Origin of the sequence: Shewanella zhangzhouensis, from assembly GCF_019457615.1 — a bacterium.
Lineage (GTDB): Bacteria > Pseudomonadota > Gammaproteobacteria > Enterobacterales > Shewanellaceae > Shewanella > Shewanella zhangzhouensis.
On record NZ_CP080414.1, the window covers coordinates 1522985 to 1543748 of the forward strand.

Below are 20764 nucleotides of genomic sequence, written 5' to 3' on the forward strand. Positions count from 1 at the left end.
AGCCCGCAGCAGCGGGCTTTTTCGGGGGGAGGTGTTAGAGACGATAACTCATGCTCAGCATGATCAGGTGGGCATTGTAGTCATGGTTCATGGGACCAAAACTCACCAGATTCCAGATGCCATCCACGGCAATATCCCGGGCTTCATCGTTGTCACGGTAGTTTTCCATGCGGTAGTCCAGACGCACGGCCATGCGCTCACTGGCCTGGAATTGAGCGTACAGGTTCAGATTGTGCACCTTGGCAAAATAATCGCCGTAGTCGCCGGTGATCCCCTGACGTACCTGAGTTGTACTCTGTGAATCCGAGAAGCTGTAATCGGCACCGAGTTTCAGCCTGCCATCCATCAATTGGTTGTAGGCGAGACCCAGACCGTACACATCCACCTTGTCTTCGATATCGGAGAACCAGTTGGCGGTGGCAAAGTTGCTGCTGCCAGCCTGGGCCGAGTCAATGGTTTGGTGGGTGTAAAAACCGCTCAAAAGCAGACGTTCGGTAAGCTGCCAACTGAGGCTGGCATCGTAACCCAGGTCTTTGGATTCGGTCAGGCCAATCTGTGTCGCATCGTAATCATCGAGGGCATAACGCACTCCGAAATCGAGACTCAGGGTATCGAGCGGTGTGTGGGACACGCGCATCTCAGCCTGAGTGCGATTGCGATCGGCCAGATAGTACTTGCGCAGCAGGGCATTGTTTTCCGACGAGGTCCATTCGCTCGCCTGGTATTCACTGCCACCGCGGCTGCCGTAACTGCCTTTGAGTGAGAAATCCCAGTGTTCGAAGTTACCCAGGCGCAGTCTTGCCCAGCCAGTGGTTTCTTCCGTGGTTTCTCTGTCCTGGTAGTTACGCTCATCGACCCTGTGATCCACACCGCCATCCAGCTTTATGCCGCGGCTGATACGGTAATCGGCACCGGCCTTGAATCTGTGGCTGGTATGGTCATAGGGGGTGTTGTACGCCACCTTGCCGGACACATTGTTGATGCTGATTTGGGTCCACTCTTCAACCTGAGTCTTGTTGTCACGGTCACTGTAATCGTAACTGCCTGACAGGCGCAGGTCCTTGTTGACGCGGCTGGACGCTTTCAGGGTCATGCCAATGATGTCCACTTTGGCATCCAGTGCTTCAACGGGCAGGGCATAACCATAGCCCGTGGTGACCAGTGGCTCATCCTGGCTCATCTGGCCTGCCATCAGGCGTCCGGTAAGCTGACTCTTTCCATCGTTGTAGAGACCTTGCAGTGACACTGTGTGGGCCTGATTATCAGGGTCCAACGCCATGGCACCACTTCTGGCCGCACCAAAGGTGGGGTGGAAGGGATTATCAAAACTCAGCTCACTGTAGCCATTGGAGAAACGGCTGCCGTTGTACACCAGCGCCAGGAAGCCATTATCGCCTTTAAGCTTTACACCGGCTTCCACTGTATCCGTGGTGTAATCCACAGGCTCTGGCAGCATGATGGACTGGTTGAAGAAACTGCCGGAGGCGGTTTTCAGCCCCGTCTTTTCTTCCCGCTGATAGTGCACATAGGTGGCAAAAGCTGACTCGCTCTGATATTCAAAGCCCAGACCCGCCCGCTCGCGCTTGAGTGACATTTCAAAGGGATTGGCCGAAGCAAGGCCGCTCATACCGTCACTGGAGCCTGAGTAAACCCAGTCTCGGGGCAGGGTAAGGCTACCCGAGCCAATGCCCTCAAATGGGCTGACCAGGGTATCAGACTCGTAAGTCTTGATGCTGCGATAGTCCAGACTCAGGTTGTAGCTGCCGGGGCGACCGGTTTTCAGGTTGGCACTGGCGTTATCCATGCCAAGGTTCTCGGCATTGAACTCGGTGCGATAGCCTGACTCAGTGACGTGGCGCACGTCCGCATCGAGTTTGTAAGGCACTTCTTCGTCGCTGCCAAAGCTGTTGGCGGAGCGAACATCGTCTGTGTCCTGATAGCCGACGCCTACGCCGATGTTACCCTGAGTGCCCGTTTCCAGCGTACAGCCCTTACAGGCCCAGGCATCGAATTTTACCTTGTCGGTGTTGGCATTGTTCAGGCTGTAGCCACCGGCCAGTGCCGGAGCCGAGGCCGCAAGCAGCGCCAGGGTGATCATATTGAGTTGAAATCTCATGATGGCGCCTCCTTAACGTTGCAGCAGCTTGCCGGATGGATGATTGGAACCATGCACCTGGCTGTGACAATTCAGGCAGCTTCTGCCGCCGGTGAAGGCGTTATCGCCCACTTCGCTGCCAAAGCCGGTGTTGCCCAGATTGGCGCGGCTGGCGTGGCCATCGCTGGCGTGACATTCCTGACACAGCATGGGGGCACGGGCTTTGAGCATGGCGTCATTCACACTGCCGTGGGGATTGTGGCAAGCGGCACAATTCTCAGTGACGGGCGCATGCTCCCACAGTTTTGGGCCCCGCTTCTCCGTGTGACAGGCATAGCAGGTTTCGTTTACCGACGGTTTCACCAGTGCGGCATCGCCCAGGCTGCCATGGGGGTTGTGGCAGTCGCTGCACACCATTTGAGCCCATTTGAGCGGATGGCTGGAGCGCTTGTTCAACTCAGTCTTTTGCTTGGTGTGACAGCTGGTGCAGACTTCCATCTCTGTGCTCTTGGACAGCACAGGGTCTTTGGCAGTGTGCACACTGTGGCATGAGGCGCAGGCCACATCGGCGTTGTCGTGGTGACCACCGTTCCAGGCCATGCGCTTGTCATCCTGGTGACAGGACATACACACGCTGTTTTGCTTCTCGGCGCTTAGGGTGGAATCCTTGCCGAAGGTGATCATCGGCTCGTTGCCACCCTTGTTGTGTTTGCCCATGGGGCCGTGGCAGGACTCGCACTGCAGCCCGGCCATGGGGCTCTTGCTTGAGTCGGTTGCACCATGGACACCCTTGAAGAGATCCATGACTTTTTCAGACTTCTTGTGGCACATCAAACAGGAATCAGCCCCTTTGGGCGAGTAGTCGCCTTCGGCGAACTTCTTGTCCAGTGTGGCCTCAACCTCGTCGGGGGTCATCTTGGCGTCCCATTTTGCGGCCTGTGCGGGGCTGTGCATCAGCAACCCCGAGACAAGCAGCGAGCCAAGGATGGCGCTGAGGGTTAGTGTTTTCATCATCTCGTTTCCTTATTTGACCAGTCTCCAGAGGGGAAGGGGAGAGCAGACTCTCCCCGGGATACGGTCAATTACATTTTCACCACAGTGTGGTCGGTCACGGTTGGCTGGTGACAGAAGAAACAGGTTTCCTGCTGCGCCGCCTGATTGGCTTCCACGTAGTCACCGTCGACGATGGCACCCATGTTGGTCAGACCGTGGCCAATGCTCTCAGGCGCGTGGCAAGAGGTACAGGTGGCCGTGATGGGCGTGGTGTATTTACCGGCAGAGGTTGCCAGCGCACCCTTGACCTTGAAGGCGTCCAGATTGAAGTCGTTGTGACACTGACGGCAGTCGTTAAAGACGCCTTCTTCACCGTGCACCACGTGCAGCTTCATCTCGAACGCACCTTTATTGGCGCCACCGGCGTAAGTACCGTCAGGGGTGTGACAAGCCACACAGGCATCGACACCCACTGTCAGTTTGCCATCCACATCGCGGCCCAGCTGCTCGCTCATGATGAAGCCGGCATGGTAGCCCTTGTGAATGTCGAAGGTTTCACCGTGACAACCCTGACAGCTGGCAAAGTTCACCGAGTCGATATGGCGGAAGTTTGCCGTCTCGCCGGCTTTGGTGCCGTGGGCCAGCTGAGCTTTCATGGACTGGGTGGCAACGCCTTGGGCACAGTCAACAAACTCGGTGCCGCTGACACACATTTCCAGACCAACGAAGGTAAAGGCAGTATTGGTATCGCCGGCGCCGAAAGGCAGGGCGGGGGTGGTGTATACCAGCTTGCCGTCAACCACAGTCACATCGGCTTGCAATGCGCCTGACTTCACCAAGTCTTTGGTCACTTTATGCAGACCATTTCCTGGGCTTGGGTTGTAGCCCATGATGGGGAAGTTGGGGCCCACGTTGGTGATGGTTTCAATGCGCTGGATTTTGCTCATCAGGCTGTTGGCATCCACCGCGTTACCGGCGGCATCGGTAATCACCAGAGTCAGAGTGGCACTATTGTCCTCATTACCCACCAGTGTGGTGCTCATGCCAAGCTTGGCGACCAGCTCTTTTGCAGCCTTGCCCTGGGCGGTGTGCAGCTCTGCAGTCCAGTCGCTGTTGTGACAGGCTACGCAGTTGCTGTTATCGGCCTGCATGGAGTGGCCTTTCCCGGCCGCAAAGTCGATGTTGGTGTGGCAGCTGCCACAGCTTTGGGCGGTAGGGATACGGGTCCAGTTGGCCCAATCAGGGGCAACTTCGGTTTCAACGTGGCAGCTCTGGCAGTTTTCCAGTGCCGCAACGCCAAAGGCAGGTTTAATCTTGTTGTCGGCGTCATCCAGGTCGAAGTGGATGTCGTGGATGAAGACGTTGAATTCTTTGCCTTCACTCACGCGGCCAGGGGTGTGGCAGCTGGCACAGAAGTTCACATCACCGGTCATGTGGCCAGCTTCCTGTACGTCGCCGTGACAGGCGTTACAGCTCTCGCTGACAACGATTTTGCGGCTGTAGAAGGCTTCAGCTCCGGTATCGCCCATAAAGTCGACCAGAGCAGTGGTGCCTGGCACTGTGGTGCCATCCGGCAGGGGCACGTTGTAATTGCGGATTGCCAGGCGCTGTGCCAGCTCGGCTTTGTATTCTGAGCGGGTAGAGTCGGCCAGGTTGGCACCGAAGGTATAGCTGTAGCGACCATTTTTGTGGTCCACGAAAGTGCCAGGACACTTGCCGGCAGGCAGGTCACAGGTTTCGTCCAGCAGGTATTCCCACTGGGAGCTGTTACCGGCGCCGGTTGCACCTTCAGGCAGCAACTGCTCGGCATAGAAGCGCATTTTTTGCAGACCAACAACGGGTTTGTCTTCTTCGTTGGTCACGGTGAATTCGACCTTGGTGATACCCTCGTTAATGCGGGTATCGTTGAAGGTGAAATGAAGTTCGGCAATGGCACCTGCTGGCTCGCCGCCTGGGTTACCTGGGTTGCCGTCGCTGCCATCACTGCCACCACAGGCGGTTAAGCCCAGGGCGCTGGCTGCTATCAGCAGTGCGATTTTGGTTTTTTGTGTGTTCATCATGGTGTTCCCTGCATAGGTTGACATTGCTCTGTGACCGGGCGGCTTACCATCTGGGGTGCCGTCTAGTGGGTTGGCCATCTAAGTCAATGTTGGAAATAGCATTCCCCAGGGAAAATTTACCTCATAGGGGGTAGAAAAGCTGTCCCGGCATGTCCAATGTGTGAACTGGATCCGGCTATTTCAAAAGGGGTATGGGCGGCGGGGAAATAAAGCTGTTTCAGATCAAAAAATGCGTGATTTTATTGCACAATTTGCATCAACTTGCATCAAAAAGGGGGGAGCTCAAGCTCCCCCTTTTTTTCGACATTAAGGCTAAGCCTTATTTGTTGTGCAAACCACGGATCTGTTCTGGGGTGTGGCAGGTAGAGCAGCTTTCCTTGGCACGGTTACGCACGTCTTCAGCACTGGTACCATCGACAATACCGCCGTTGGTTTCGATGTGAGACTTGGCCGCATCACCCATGTACTTCTGGTGACAGCTCATGCAGGCACCGGCATCGGAAGATACCCAGATATCCACGCCGCCGTTGTCTTTGTCGCCATAGCGCCATACACGCTCTGGAGCTCGGCCCAGGTTGATACCCTTGTCGGTGTGACAGGTGCTGCAGTCGGTCTTGAGCACAGTACCAGTCTGGGCACCGGCATACTTGAGGTAGTGACCTGCGGCGCCGTGAGCCTTATAGGCGAAGCTGGTTGGCTTCTTGCCACCGGGGTAGCTGCTGTCATTGGAGGTGGTCTTGTCAGAGGTGTGGCAGGTCTGACAGTTCACACCGTTACTGTAGTGATGGTATTCCTGATTGTGGCAACCCTGACACTTGTTGGCGTCCACTATTTCGCGGCGCATTGCAGGTTTGGCGGTATCATCCACCCCTGCGTCTTTCCAGACGAAGTGGTATGGTGCTTCCTTCACTTCAATCTTACGCACGCCGTCGGTGGCACAGTCGGTCATCACCACGTCAGGACGACCGTAACCGCCGTTGTTGAAGCACACCTTCAATGTTGACCACAGCTCGAAGGTCTTGCCGTTGGCGTCCGCAGGCAGGTCAATCTTGCTGGCTGTCAGGGTGTAGCTCTTGTCAGTGGCATCGTAAGTGCCTTCTTTCAAAGCGATACGACGGTTGCCGTAAGAACCCTCATAGTAACCGGGGAAGTCTTTATCACTGTCCCAGGCCATGACCACGCGGCTGCTGGTGTCGAGGAACTCGGTGCCAACAGCGTTGCCGTCTTTATCCAGCACCTGCACCTTGAAGGTGAATTTACCGTTGATATCAACGCCGATGTTGCTGAACTTGACCGACATGTCCTTGGTGGTGTCGTAAGCCTTGAGCACATCACCGTGGGCTTCGGCGCCGCTGCGTGAGTAACCATCTTCGATGTGACAGCTCATACAGTCGGTGCCCGCACCGTACTTGTAGTGAGTGTCCGATGGCAGTTCGCTGTGACAGGCAATACAAGCTGTATTACTGAGGTTGGCTTTAAAGAGATCCGCATTGGCCGGGGCGCCAGCGCCTTCGACGTGACAGGCAGCGCAGTCAGCGGCCGGTCCCTGCGGGTACATGACCTTGCTGTAGTCATGCACACCGCCACCATACCCAATCACCTTGTAAGGCGCCTGTACCATTTTCTCCTCGGTAGGAGAGTAGGTCATGCGATGTTCGCCTTTGTGGATGGCGTGGATCATGTAGGTAAAGTCGACGCTGTTGCCTGACTCAGGATCGCCGGAGGTGGCAGTGTGGCAGGACGCACAGTTTTCAAGGTCGATACGACGGCCACCGTGGAGCTTGAGGCTCTCGGGCTGGTGACAGGTGTAACAGGTCTCAATACTGACCACATCGCGGGTTTGAATGCCTTCGGTTTTGCCGGAGGCAGGCTGCCAGTCATAGTGGGCGTTGGCGGTGACCTGGGGCAATTCCAGCTCCAGGGTAGCCCTTTGGGTGTTATTGGCGTCAAACACGACCGGCAGTGGCTCGGTAACGTTGGCGATATTAATCTGGAAAGTGTAGCTGTAGCTGCCGTCACCATGGTCAACCAGGCAGGTATCGCACTTATTGGCGGCTTCTACGTTGGCCTGATACTGAGCTGAGGGGTTGATGTCGGCATCGCCCTCGGGCACCCAGGCTGGATTGGGCTCTTTTTTGCCGTTGATGTAGGCCTGCCACTGGTAGCCGCGATTGGCTTCGGTGGCCTGGTCGCCTTCACCCACTGTTTCTGTCACTTCGGTGAGCTGGGCAATACCAAAACGCAGATCGTGATCCTTGGTCAGCCCCAACACGGCGACGCCGTTGGCGTTTTCCAGGGTGAAGTCAACGTTCAGTACACCGGCATCGATGCTGGCATTGGTAAAGGTGGCTTTGAGGGTCGATGTTTTGTCAATGCTGACGCCAATGACACCATCTTTGCCGTCTTCACCATCTTTGCCGTCGCTGCCGCAACCGACGAGCGTTAAAGACAGTAATCCGGCACCCAATATCGCTTTTGTCGCGGCATTGAAGTTGAACCGTTTCATCATAATATTTCCCTGCAAGTGTATTTGTCATCGCCATTAACTTGCGGTTAATCAAAACAAATCTCATTAACCACAGCGAATGGGTGGATTTATGTTTCCAAGGTTAAGGCTAACCAAGTGATGCAGAATAATCAGTCACTTTCGCCGGGTTATGTGATTGAGATCGGACTATTTCTTTAGGGGTAGATTGGGCGTCGGAGCAAAACATAATCTTGATCAATAAAAGCGGATTTACCGAGTGCGGATTACAAAAAGACACAATAAAAAGGGAGGCTATTGCCTCCCTTTTGAGTGTTTACCATTTAAAGGTATTCAAGCTGCTGAAACACCTCAGTTGCCGTGCACTTCCATCAGTTGTGTCGGTGTATGGCAGGTAGAACAGGCCTCTTTGGCACGATTGCGGACATCGGCCTCACTCATACCATCCAGAATACCGCCATTGGCCGTGATGTGTGACTTGGCGGCATCACTTAAGTACTGCTGGTGACAGCTCAGGCAACTGCCCGCATCGGAAGATACCCAGATGTCGGCGCCGTTGTTTTGGGTATCGCCATACCGCCACACCCGGTCTGGAGCGCGGCCAAGGGTGATACCGGTAACGTTGTTGCCAGCCTCTGTGTGGCAGGTGGCGCAATCTGTCTTGAGTACGGTTCCCGATTGCAGCCCACCATATTTGAGGAAGTGCCCTTCGCGCTCGTGTGCCTTCCAGGCAAAGCTGGTGGGTATGCGGCCACCCGGATAAGTCGAACTGTTGCTCAGGGTCTTATCTGAGGTATGGCAGGTCTGACAATTCACGCCATTATCATAGTGGTGAATTTCCTGACCATGGCACGCCTGACACTTGGCAGTGTCGATAATGGCTCGGCGCATAGCCGCTTGCTGCGAGCTGTCGATGCCATTATTTCCCCAGACAAAGCGATATGGGCTTTCTTTGATGGCCACAGTTCTTACGCCATCGGTGCTGCAATCGGTGAGTTGGATATCGTCGACCCCATAACCCCCGTTGTTAAAACAGGCTTCCAATGTTGACCAGATCTCGAAGCTCTTTCCGTCCGGCGTAGCGGGCAGGGCCACATTTGGCGTCAAGGTGTAGCTCTTTTCAGTGGCATCGTAGGTGCCCTCGCGCAGGCGGATGCGACGATTGCTGTAGGAGGCGTCATTGTAGGCGGGATAGTCTTTCTCAACATCCCAGGCGACGACCATGCGGCTGCCTTGGTCGATAAAGGTCTGATCCATTGGGGCGCCGTTTTTGTCCAGCACCTGCACCTTAAAGGTCATTTTGCCCGCATTGGCACTGACATCGAGAACTTTGACGCTCAGTTCGCTTGCCAGGGTGTATGCCTTCATCACATCGCCATGGCGTTTGGTGGGGCTGCCGGTACCATGGTAGGTGTTGTCGGTATTGTGGCACGCCATACAGTCAGTGCTGGCATGGTGGGCAGAGGGTTTTTCGGAGTGACAGGCCACGCAGGCGGTGTTGCTCTTTTCGGCTTTAAAGAGAGCAGCATCGGCCGGTGCCCCTTGACCTTCCTGGTGACACACACTGCAGTCAGAGGCGGGTTTCCTCGGGAAGTGCACCAGACCATAGTCATGCACACTGCCGCCGAATCCAACAATTTTGTAAGGGGCATCTACCTGATTGCCATCGGCATCAAAGGTATGACGCTCGGCACCACGGTGGATGGCGTGGATAAGATAAGTGAATTCCACACTGTTGCCTGATTCAGGATCCCCGGAGGTCGCCGTATGGCAAGCCACACAGTTCTCAATGTCAATCCTTCTTCCTCCGTGCAGCTTGAGGCTGTCAGGTTGGTGACAGGTATAACAGGCGTTGATGGTGACCACGTTTCGGGTTTGGATACCCTCAGTGTTGCCAGTGGATGGCTGCCAATCGAAATGACCGTTTGCAACCACCTGAGGCAGCCTCAGCTCCATGGTGATCCTTTGGGTGGCATCCGCGTTGTAAACTACCGCCAATGGCTCTGTGACCTGGGCGATATTCACCTGAAAACTGTAGCTGTAGCTGCCATCGCCATGGTCAACCAAGCAGGTGTCACACCCGTTGGCGGCTTCCACGCCTGCCTGATATTGGGGGGACGGAGTAAGGCCATCCACACCCTCCGGCACAGTACCCGGCTGGCGAAGACTATTGATATACGCCTGCCACTGATAACCCAGGTCCGCTTCTCTGGCGTCGTCTCCCGTCCCTATGGTCTGGGTGACCTGCGTTAACTGAGCGATACCAAGTCGGAGGTCATGCGTCTTGGTTAACCCAAGCACAGCAACGCCATTGGCGTTAGTCAGCATAAAGTCGGCAGTGACTTTGCCATCTTCGACCCTGGCATCGGTGAAGTTCACCTTAAGCGTGGCGGTAGAATCAATATTGACGCCAACAACGCCGTCCTCGCCATCTTTACCGTCCTCACCGTCGCTGCCACAGGCAAATAGTGTCAGCGATATCAGGGCGGCCAATGCCAGGCGGGTAGTCCTGTACACCTGTCTTTGGAAGTTCATCTTTGTATCCCTGCATTGCGTTTATTGCACGAATGGGGCCGATGACAGCTGGCCCCCTAATTATCGCCGCCCACTCTGGGCGGCTTTTTAATCATCAATGAATTGGGTGAACCTTAAGCACATCGGCCATGCCACCCTGGCTGTGACAGGTGTTGCAGCTTTCAGTGCCCGCGGTGGCATCGGCCTTGGTTCCGGCAAACACGCCACCCTGTTGGGTCATGTGGTTTTTGGCGCTGTCGGACTCGTGGCAGTTACTGCAAATGGCAGCGGTGGGGCTGGTAAAGCTGCCATCGCTGAGCGCCATAGGCTGCACCGCTGTGGAGAGCGGCAGCGCTACGCTGAGTACACCATCGGTGTTGTTGGTGTGGCACTGGGCGCAGTTGCCAATGTTGCCGGGATAGTTGAGGGTCTCGAAGCCTTCAAACTTGCCCCTGTGCAGCGCATGAATGAGCTGCTTGAAATCAGCCGTTGTATGGGCAGGATTGGCGGCAGTAGCATCTGCCTGCATATTGTGGTTGTGGCACAGCTGGCATTGGCCTTCCAAATCGTTGCGGGCGCCATGGAAGTTAAGCTTCTGATCGCCATGGCAATTACCACAGGTTTCATTGGTCACTACGGTGCGACGTCCAGCGGTGGTCAGCATGGACGAATCAAAGAAGCGGTGCGACGATTTGATGACCAGCACATCTACGCCGTCACCACAGGCAACCAGTTTGCCATCGGCGGCGCAAATGCGCCCCTGAACGGCAAGGGTGCCGGTGTCCGCTTCAGTGCCGGCTGGGACCGTCAATCCGGTGATTTGATAGCTGTTCACCCCATTTTCAGAGGCCACAGCCGCTGTGCTTTGCAGCCGTATTGAGCGGGCGCTGCGGGTGGTGTAATCCATGCTGCCGCCCCAGTTGGCGTATACCCGCAAATCCGACACGAAATCCAGGCTATCGGCGGCGCCGTATACTTCACCACTTTGCGGATTGACGAGTTTTACGCCCACCGTGACAGTGCCAGCGGCCATGCTGGCTGATGTTAGCTGTACCTCAAAGGCGGCCAGTGCATCGTCGGCTGCTTTATCGGAGTGCACCTCTGCAGTCCAGTCGGCATTGTGACAGGCTACACAATTGGCGTTGGTTGGCTGGGCAGGGTGGCCTTCACCAGCGGGGAAGTTAATGTTGGTATGACAGCTGCCACAGGCCTCCATGGTGGGGATTTTGTGCCAATTCTGATTGTCGGCGAGCGCCTCATCGGGCTTATGACATGTCTCGCAATCGGCCAGCGGCTGGGGAAACCCTGCCAGGTGTTTGCTGTGAACCATGGGCGCGAACACATTCGCGGGGTTGGATACCCGGGTGGCGTTATGGCAGGTAACACAGGTTTCGACCTGATTGTATCTGCTGCCATGGAAGGCCAGATTGCTGTGACAACTGTTACAGGTATCGATACTGACAATATTACGGGTATAGGCGGGCTCGCCAGCGCTTTGCCAGTCTTTGTGGGCATTGGTAATGGGCAGCGGTGTGCCGTCGGGCAGGCTATCGCCCCCAAGCTTGATCACCAAACGCTGGGTGGCACCCTCTATCAGGCTTTGACCATTCATGCCTTCAAAGGGGGCGCTGAAACTGTAGGTGTAAATACCGGTTTTCAGGTCGGTATAACTGCCGGGGCAGGTGGAGGCACAGTTTTCAGAGCCGAAGTATTGCCAGGTGCTGGCATTGCCTGCGCCGGTGAAGCCTTCTGGTACCAACTGGGCTGCGATAAAGGTAGCGGATGGTATGCCCACCACCACCTCATCATCCTGGTTGGTTACCCGATATTTTACCGAGGCAATGCCATCGGTGAAGCCGACATCCATAAACTCCACATGCAGGCTTTGAATCGTCATGGCCGGTTCGCCGCCCGGATCGCCGGGTTTCCCGGGATCGCCATCACTGCCGCCACAGGCGGCCAGTGCCAGCAGGGTTGCTCCCGCCAGTGTCAGGCGGCAAAGGCGTTTGATGCTTATTCTTTTGCTAATACTCATGGTTGCGTTCCTTCCTTGCGTGCCTGTTACCACTGATAACTGAAACTGAATCCGAGATAGTGCGCCTGATAATCGTGGCCCAGTGAGCCAAGCAGGATCAGGTTGGGTATGCTGGCCGGTGTGAGACCTTCGTTGCCCCAGTCCATGTCGCTGTAGTTCTCATAGAGCCAATCGAGACGAAGCGACATGGCATCGCTGAGCTGGTAATTGGCATAAGCACTGACGTTATGGCGGGTGGCGCTGTAGGGACCGTAGATATTTGACAGACCCAGGCTGACTTCGGTGTCGCTGCTGCCATCGCTGTACCCATAGTCGAGCCCGAGGCTGAGTTTGTTGTCCATGAGGTTTTGCCATTTCAGCCCAAGGCTGGCGGATGTGTGCTCATCCCGGCTTTCACCAGTCCAGCGACTGACGCCAGAGTTGCTGCCAAACTGAGTGGTATCACGCCAGTCCATGCCCAAAAATCCGTTCAATAGCAGGTGTTCAGTCAAGGGATATCCGGCATTCATGCCAAAACCTGTGTACTGCACTTCGCCGAGGCCAAGCTCACTTTCACTGAAATCTTCATTGCCCGAGTGGACATTGAATTGCAGTGATAAATCCGCGAAGTAATGGTCTGTCATCAAGCGGATTTCGCGCTTGTCTCTGTCGGCAAGAAAATACTGGCGCATGGCGCTTTGATTCTGTGCCTGGGTGTTGCTGCTGGTCTGGTAGCTGTCGCCACGGCGTGCGCTGACTTCGCCTTTCAGGCTGACGCGCCAGCCTGCCATAATCTGCCCTCTGACAGTGGCCTCAAAGTGGTTTTCGAATACTGAATCCCGGCTCAGTTCGCTGTAACTGTTGTGGTCGTAACGGTAGAGGGTGTCCAGGTCCCATTGGCGGCTGAAACGGTATTTTGCGCCCAGTTTCAGCAGCTGGCGGGTCCTGTCGTAGCCTTTGTTGTAGTACTCACCACGATAGATGCTGTCGGTTGTGACCAGAGGGTAAAGGTACTCCGGGGTTTTATTGTCGCGGTCGCGAAAATCATATGAGGCGCGCACCGAAAATTCCCGGCTAAGTCTGTTGCTGTAGGCGAGCCCCAGCTCCATCAGGTCCACCTGAGTATCCGGGCTAATGACGGGCAATGCAGGCGATGGGCCGGTTACTGTGGCATTCAGCAGCGGCTCATCCTGGGTCAGGCGGCTAAAGCGCGCCCGCATAATGGCCTGCTGCGCCCCTTCAAAAAACTGCAGGTCGGTTCCCAGGCTAAAAGCCTGATTATCAGGATCAACCGCCATTTGCCCGTTATAGGCTGCACCAAAGGTTGGGTAGAAGGCATTGTCGAATGCAAGACGCTGATGATCGTTACTGTATTTGCTGAATTGGCCGTTGATGCCACCCAAAAACCTGTCACCGCGCCAATATACCTTGGCATCGAGGGTGTCTGTGCTGTCGTCTATGGGTTTGGCAACCATGGCAGCGTTGGTCAGCAGGTTAACGCTGCTTCGCTGGGCGCCTTCGCGGGTTTCGTGCCGAAAGTTGAGTTCACTGGTAAAACTGTCACCGGTAACGGCGCCGCCAAGTTCAAAGCGCTGACGTTTTTTCTCCAGTTTCACGGCAGTTGCATCCTGCAATCCTGTCATGCCTGCGGTGGTGCCGGCGGTTTGCCAGTTATCCGGCAATTCCAGCAGGTCACCTTCGGCACTGTATGGCGTTACCCCTTGATTGGTGTCGTATCGGGCAAGTGCGCGATAGTCGAGATAAAACTGATAGTGGCCGGGCTTTCTGATGGCGAGCCTGGCGCTGGATGCATCAAATCCCAGCTTGTCGGCCTGGAAGTCGAGTCGGTAATCCTTGTCGCCGCGGTGTTGAATGTCAGCACTGACATAGCCAGTGGCACCATCGGCGTCTGTGCCTGTGGTGTTTGCAAAGTGGCTGTCTTCGCCGTCCTGCCAGGCGATGCCGGCGGTGATGGCTGAGGTGGATTCAGATTTGCTTTCACATCCTTTGCAAACCCAGGCGTCTTTCTTCACTGAGGTGCGGTTGGCGTCTTTCAGCCCGTAACCCGCCATGGCCTGTCCGGACAGCCCCAGGAGTATGGCGGATGCAATCAGGCTCAGCGTGGGGGAGAAATGGGGTTTCATTTGAGTCTCCTTAGCGCTGCAGCAGCTTGCCGGATGGATGATTTGAGCCATGAACCTGACTGTGGCAGTTCATACAGCTCTGCCCGGCTGTAAAGGCACTGGGCGCCGTGCCGAACTGGGCATTGGCGGTATGGCCAACACTGGCATGGCATTGCTGGCACAGCTGCGGCGCCTTAATGGTGAGCATGGCTTCGTTAACGCTGCCATGCACCTGATGGCAACTGGCGCAGTTGTCCGTTACCGGGGCGTGTTCCCAGAGTTTGGGGCCGCGTTTTTCGGCGTGGCAGGCATAACAATTTTCATTGATGCTCATCTGTTTGAGGCTGGACTCCCCCAGACTGCCGTGGGGATTGTGGCAGTCACTGCACACCATCTGGCCGTTTTCGACCGGATGACTGGAGCGCTTGTGGATATCGGCTTTTTGTTCGAGATGGCAGGTGGTACACACCTCAACTTCAGTGGTTCTTTGCTGAACCGGGTCTTTGGCGGCATGAATAAGGTGGCAGCTTGCGCAGGGAATGTCGGCACTGTTGTGATGGCTGCCTTCCCACGCCATACGCTTGTCGTCCTGGTGGCAGGAAAGACACACGCTGTTTTGCTTGTCTGCGGCAACCGGGGCGTCTTTACCGAAGGTGATCATCGGCTCCTTGCCGCCCTTGTTGTGATTGCCCATGGGGCCGTGGCAGGCTTCGCATTGGAGATCGGCCATGGGGGATGCGCTGGAGTGGGTACTGCCGTGGACGTTGTCGAACAGCGCCATGACGGTTGCGCTCTTCTTGTGGCACATCAGACAGGTGTCAGCGCCCTTTGGGGAGTACTTGCCTTCGGCGAATTTTTTGTCGAGCGTTGCCTCAACTTCTGAGGGCGGCATGTCTTTCCAGGGCGTTGCTGCTGCCTGAAACGAAAACAGCAGGCTCAGCAGACACAGGGTCAGCATCCTGCATTGAACGGGGATTTCCATCTTCATTCTCACACTTCCTGAGGCGCGTTCGGGTTTATAGTTATTTATGGTTCGCTAAATGAGTAATTGAGCGAAACACTAATGCAAAAGTGTAGTTTAAATTTGCGACAAGTCATTAACACCACGGCATCCAGGTATTAATAATTAGTTTGATTTTTCAAGGAATATAGTGGAAGTGTGATGCTGGTCACGTCTGGATTTGCTGATTGGTCTAGGCAACGTACCGATTTAGTTCAACAGAGGCATTTATTCTGCGTATCTTTTGCCGCATAATTGATGACTGATTGAAAATTATTATCGTTACCAGTCAAAAAGTTGATCCAGGTACAATTATCGACTGATGGACTTGGTTAGAATGCCAGGCAGTTGATGATTGAGATTAAGCAGGGTGGACCTTGTTAATGAAATTGAGTGACCTTCGCCCGGGTGATAAAGCAGTAATCGCCGAAGTAGGGCAATTGGACCTGCCTCAAACAGTTAATCGCAAACTGTTGTCCATGGGGATAACGCCCAACACCCGTTTGACATTTATCCGTAAGGCGCCGCTGGGCAGTGGTATTGAACTCGATATCCGCGGCAGTAAGCTTTGTATGCGTCTGGAGTTGGCTCAAATCATTGAGGTCAATCCCATTGAGGCGGGAGTCGTTCATGGCTAAGCAATTTCACTGTGTCACCGTTGGCAATCCCAATGCCGGTAAGTCCACCCTCTTTAATGCCTTAACCGGTGCCAACCAACAGGTGGGGAACTGGTCAGGGGTAACGGTAGAAAAGAAAACCGGCCATTTCAGTCTGAGCGGTGCCGATGTTTACCTCACTGATCTACCTGGCATTTATGATATTTTGCCTGCGGGCAAGAGCTGCGATTGCTCCCTCGATGAGCAGATTGCCCAGCAGTATCTGGCAGAACAGCACATGGATGGCATCATCAATCTGATAGATGCCACCAATATTGAGCGCCATCTGTATCTCACCGTGCAACTGCGCGAACTTGGCATCCCCATGGTGGTGGTGGTCAATAAAATCGACATCGCCCTGAAACGTGGTGTCCATGTCGATATTCAAAAGATGTCTCAGGAGCTGGGCTGTCCTGTGATTGCGGTATGCGCCAGAGAAGCTAAAGACGTTCTTAAGGTGCAGGAGCAGGTTGTTGCCCTGCTGGAAGGCAAGGTCTCAGAAGCTCCTTTGATGCTCGGTTATGAGGGTGACATTGAGCGCGCTGTCTCTGAGCTTTTGGAAAAAGATAACGGCCTTAGCCGTGGCCGTGCACTTGCCATGCTGGGCAACGGTTTGGGCTGCGGTCAGTGCAAGAACAGCGAGTTCGAGTCGGAAGTAAGCCGCTGCGCCGATGGGCTTAAGGCCAAGGGGCTGGACATCGAATTGATGGTGGCCACGACCCGCTTTAATTTTGTGGAGCGTGTTTACCGTGCGGCTGTTGCCAATGATGATGCGCCTACGTTAAGTGACCGTCTGGACGGACTGGTGTTGCATCCGGTGTTGGGTGTGCCCGTGTTCCTGCTGGTCATGTATCTGATGTTCATGTTCGCCATTAACGTGGGCAGTGCCTTTATTGATTTCTTCGATATTACCGCCGGCGCCTTGTTTGTGGACCACTTCGGCGCTCTGCTTGGCGATTGGGGCGCGCCAGAATGGCTGGTTACCCTGCTGGCTGGTGGTATTGGTCAGGGCATTCAAACCGTGGCGACCTTTATTCCGGTGATTATGGCGCTGTTTCTGGCCTTGTCAGTGTTGGAAAGCTCTGGCTATATGTCCCGTGCCGCCTTTGTAGTGGACGGGCTGATGCGCCGCATCGGGCTGCCCGGCAAGGCGTTTGTGCCCATGATTGTTGGCTTTGGCTGCTCTGTGCCGGCCATTATGGCTACCCGTACTCTGGGCAGTGAGCGTGAACGTATCGTCACCGGTATGATGGCGCCCTTCATGTCCTGCGGTGCCCGTCTGCCGGTTTACGCGCTGTTTGCGGCTGCATTCTTCCCGAACTCAGGTCAGAATCTGGTGTTCCTGCTTTATATCATAGGTATTATCGCCGCCATCGGCACCGGGCTGTTGCTGCGAAGCACCCTGCTGCCGGGGGTAAGCAGCGCCGTGGTAATGGAATTGCCAAACTACGAGATGCCTAAATTCAAGGCTGTGGTATCCCGTACCGGTAAGCGTACCAAGAGCTTTATCCTTGGCGCCGGTAAAACTATCGTGCTGGTGGTGACTCTGCTGAACTTTATCAATGCCGTGGGCGTGGATGGCACCTTTGGCCATGAAGACAGCAGCGAGTCTGTGCTCAGTGTAGTGAGCCAGAAGGTAACACCCATTTTCTCACCCATGGGAATTGAAGAAGGCAACTGGCCTGCCACAGTGGGTATCATCACTGGGATTTTTGCCAAAGAAGCCGTAGTGGGCACCCTGAACAGCCTGTACAGCACGCCAGGTGCTGATGAAGAGGAACTGACGCCGCTGTCTGAGTCTTTCGGTGAAGCGCTTGCCACCATTCCTGCAAACTTGTTGGGGATTGCCCCTGAAGATCCTATGTCCATGTCGGTGGGTGATGTATCCAGTGTGGATACTGCAGCAGAAGAGCAGGGCGTTGATCGCTCAACCTTCAGTGCACTGCAGTCCGGTTTCAGTGGTCAGCTGGCAGCCTTCTCTTATCTGGTGTTTGTGCTGCTTTACACCCCATGCGTCGCCGCCATGGGCGCTCTGGTAAACGAGTTTGGCAAGGGCTGGGCTGTGTTTGCGGCTACCTGGACCTTTGGCCTGGCCTACGGCACTGCAACCCTGGTGTATCAGTGGGGCAACGTGGCTGTGCATCCGCTGCAAACTGTGCTCTGGACTGCGGTTATTGCTGGTGCTCTGATAGCCTTCTTCATCTATCTGAAGCAGAAAGGTCGTAAGACTCAGCAGATTATTCCCGGGATACGCATCATCACAGAGTGATGAGCGTCAACGGGAAATCGAAAAGCAGCCTGTGGGCTGCTTTTTTACTATCAAGACACTGAACCGGGCTGTTTTTTATGTGCAGGCATTGTCAGCGGCAGGTTTCTGTAGGATCATGCAGGTTTTGAAAAATTTGCCACTGTTTGCAAGAGGAACTCCATGAGTCACGTGGACAACGAAGTACGTCCCAGTAACTTCATTCGCAACATCATAGATGAAGATTTGGCCAGCGGTAAGCACACCAGTGTGCACACACGTTTTCCGCCGGAGCCAAACGGCTATCTGCACATTGGCCACGCCAAATCCATCTGCCTGAACTTTGGTATTGCAGAGGATTACAAGGGCCAGTGCAACCTGCGTTTTGATGATACCAACCCTGAAAAAGAAGACATCGACTACGTGAATTCGATTCAGGAAGACGTTAAGTGGCTCGGGTTCCAGTGGGATGGAGAGGTTCGCTACTCCTCCAACTATTTCGATGAGCTTTACGGTTATGCGGTTGAGCTTATTAACAAGGGCTTGGCCTATGTGTGTTTTCTCAATGCCGAGGAAACCCGTGAGTACCGTGGCACTCTGAAAGAGCCGGGTCGTAACAGTCCATATCGTGATACCTCACCCGAAGAAAACCTGGCGCTATTTGAAAAGATGCGCGATGGTGGCTTCAAAGAAGGTGAGTGCGTGCTGCGTGCCAAAATCGATATGGCGTCGCCCTTTATGTGTATGCGCGACCCCGTGATTTACCGCGTTAAATTCGCCCATCACCATCAGACCGGTGACAAGTGGTGCATCTATCCGATGTACGACTTTACCCACTGTATCTCGGATGCGCTGGAAAACATCACTCACTCGCTGTGTACGCTGGAGTTCCAGGACAACCGTCGTCTGTATGACTGGGTGCTGGATAACCTCAATGACTTCCAGGCGCCAAACCGTACCCGTCAGTACGAGTTTTCCCGTCTGAATCTTGAATACACCCTGATGTCCAAGCGCAAGCTGAACGACCTGGTGGTACGTGGCCTGGTGTCCGGTTGGGACGACCCTCGTATGCCAACCATCGCCGGTTTGCGTCGCCGTGGCTACACGCCAGCGTCTATCCGCGAGTTTTGTCAGCGCATTGGTGTGACCAAGCAGGACAACCTGGTTGAAGTGGGCATGCTCGAAGCCTGTATTCGTGAAGATCTCAATGAAAACGCTCCTCGCGCCATGGCGGTTATTCGCCCTATTAAGGTGATCATCGAGAACTTCACAGCCCCTGAGCTTGAGTATGTGAAGGCGCCTGTGCACCCCAATATCGAAGAGATGGGTGAGCGTGAGCTGGCGTTTGGCCGTGAGATTTACATCGACGCCGCCGACTTCCGTGAAGAAGCCAATAAACAGTACAAGCGTTTGGTACTGGGCAAGGAAGTGCGTCTGCGTAATGCCTATGTAATTCGAGCTGAGCGCTGCGAAAAAGATGCCGAAGGCAATGTAACGACCGTTTACTGTACCTACGATCCTGAGACTCTGGGCCAAAACCCAAGTGATGGCCGTAAGGTGAAAGGTGTGATCCACTGGGTTGAAGCGACCACCGCTCTGCCTGCTGAGTTCCGCCTGTACGAGCGTCTGTTCAACGATGCCAATCCGGCAGCCGCTGAAACCGTGGATGAAGTACTCAACCCTGCCTCGTTGGAGGTGGTGCATGGTTTTGCCGAGGCGCCGCTGGCCAATGCTAAAGCCTCTCAAGCGTATCAGTTTGAGCGTGAAGGTTATTTCTGTGCTGACAGCAAAGACTCAGCTCCGGGCAAACTGGTGTTTAACCTGACAGTTGCACTGCGCGAATCCTTCTGATTATTGAGCAGATAATAAAAAAGGCGCCAATGGCGCCTTTTTTATTGGTAAGTTTTTGCAGTATTGATTACTGAAGCATGGGGCCAAAGCCGAGGCTCCACAAAATCACGCTGCCCGCCATCAGAGCAACCAGCAATACAAGACCTGCGGTAACCACAGAGCTGGCATAGATAAAGCCTTTTTCTTCAGGGATGTTCATGATGATGGGCACGCCGGTGTAAAGCAGGTAAACCGAGTAAGCCAGACCAATCAGGCCAACCACCATCATAAACCAAAGCACAGGGTAGAGTGCCGACAGGCCCACCATAAAGAGGGGAGTGGCGGTGTAGGTTGCCAATTCGAGCGCCTGAGTAAAATCAGGTTTGGCATCGAAGGTAATGGCCATCCAATGCGCCAGGTAGGCAAGTCCAAACACACCGGCTATCAAGCCAAAATACATACCAACGGACATATAAATTGCACTTTGACTGGTCAGGAACAAAGGCTCTCCTGCGCCCGGATTCCAGCCGATATGGGCCATGGCAAAGTAACTGCAAATGGGTGGAATGAGTGCGATGAGCAATAGATGGCTCATGCTGCTTTTCAGTGCTTCGTGGTTCTTTTCAATTGTGTGCCACTCTTCTTTTGGATGAGTGTATAACCCCAATAAGTGATTCAGTACCATTATAATTATCCTTGTTCAGCAGTGATCCCCGAGCTCGCCAAACTGCAGACGAGCCTGTTACAGC

The 20764-nt window shown here is 54.6% G+C and carries 12 protein-coding genes; 3 read left to right on the top strand and 9 right to left on the bottom strand.

The window, feature by feature from the left end; genetic code table 11:
* Positions 1–34: 34 nt before the first annotated feature.
* The 8 genes from K0H63_RS06545 to K0H63_RS06580 form a co-directional block, all read right to left on the bottom strand.
* Positions 35–2116: an MtrB/PioB family decaheme-associated outer membrane protein gene (locus K0H63_RS06545; RefSeq protein ID WP_220067246.1), complete on the bottom strand. Its 2082-nt coding sequence runs from the start codon at positions 2114–2116 to the stop codon at positions 35–37.
* A gap of 12 nt (positions 2117–2128) precedes the next feature.
* Positions 2129–3049, bottom strand: coding sequence for a DmsE family decaheme c-type cytochrome (locus K0H63_RS06550; RefSeq protein WP_258405526.1), 921 nt, complete (start codon positions 3047–3049; stop codon positions 2129–2131).
* A gap of 128 nt (positions 3050–3177) precedes the next feature.
* On the bottom strand, positions 3178–5148 hold the full coding sequence (locus tag K0H63_RS06555) for an OmcA/MtrC family decaheme c-type cytochrome (protein ID WP_220067248.1): 1971 nt from the start codon (positions 5146–5148) through the stop codon (positions 3178–3180).
* 319 nt (positions 5149–5467) lie between these two features.
* Positions 5468–7657, bottom strand: a complete 2190-nt coding sequence (locus K0H63_RS06560; protein ID WP_220067249.1) for an OmcA/MtrC family decaheme c-type cytochrome — start codon at positions 7655–7657, stop codon at positions 5468–5470.
* A 327-nt stretch (positions 7658–7984) separates the two neighbouring features.
* Positions 7985–10168 (bottom strand): OmcA/MtrC family decaheme c-type cytochrome, encoded by a 2184-nt coding sequence (locus tag K0H63_RS06565; RefSeq protein ID WP_220067250.1) that lies wholly within the window; start codon positions 10166–10168, stop codon positions 7985–7987.
* Positions 10169–10262: 94 nt separating this feature from the next.
* Complete coding sequence (locus K0H63_RS06570; RefSeq protein ID WP_220067251.1) at positions 10263–12182, bottom strand: OmcA/MtrC family decaheme c-type cytochrome; 1920 nt, start codon at positions 12180–12182, stop codon at positions 10263–10265.
* Between the two features lie 26 nt (positions 12183–12208).
* Positions 12209–14305, bottom strand: a complete 2097-nt coding sequence (locus tag K0H63_RS06575; protein WP_220067252.1) for an MtrB/PioB family decaheme-associated outer membrane protein — start codon at positions 14303–14305, stop codon at positions 12209–12211.
* A gap of 10 nt (positions 14306–14315) precedes the next feature.
* Positions 14316–15266 carry a DmsE family decaheme c-type cytochrome gene (locus tag K0H63_RS06580; protein WP_408733384.1) on the bottom strand — a complete coding sequence of 317 codons (951 nt, stop codon included), beginning with the start codon at positions 15264–15266 and terminating at the stop codon, positions 14316–14318.
* Positions 15267–15667: 401 nt separating this feature from the next.
* Between K0H63_RS06580 and K0H63_RS06585 the strand changes: the two genes are divergently transcribed.
* The 3 genes from K0H63_RS06585 to glnS all read left to right on the top strand — a co-directional run bounded on the left by K0H63_RS06585 (position 15668) and on the right by glnS (position 20036).
* Positions 15668–15922 (top strand): FeoA family protein, encoded by a 255-nt coding sequence (locus tag K0H63_RS06585; protein ID WP_220067254.1) that lies wholly within the window; start codon positions 15668–15670, stop codon positions 15920–15922.
* A complete protein-coding gene (gene feoB / locus K0H63_RS06590; RefSeq protein WP_220067255.1) occupies positions 15915–18209 on the top strand; it encodes a Fe(2+) transporter permease subunit FeoB in 2295 nt (764 codons plus the stop codon). The genes K0H63_RS06585 and feoB overlap by 8 nt, the downstream gene beginning before the upstream one ends.
* A gap of 159 nt (positions 18210–18368) precedes the next feature.
* Positions 18369–20036 (top strand): glutamine--tRNA ligase, encoded by a 1668-nt coding sequence (gene glnS, locus K0H63_RS06595; protein ID WP_220067256.1) that lies wholly within the window; start codon positions 18369–18371, stop codon positions 20034–20036.
* 67 nt (positions 20037–20103) lie between these two features.
* On the opposite strand, the gene K0H63_RS06600 is transcribed toward glnS, so the two are convergent.
* On the bottom strand, positions 20104–20700 hold the full coding sequence (locus K0H63_RS06600) for a Yip1 family protein (RefSeq protein WP_011759333.1): 597 nt from the start codon (positions 20698–20700) through the stop codon (positions 20104–20106).
* Between the last annotated feature and the right edge of the window lie 64 nt (positions 20701–20764).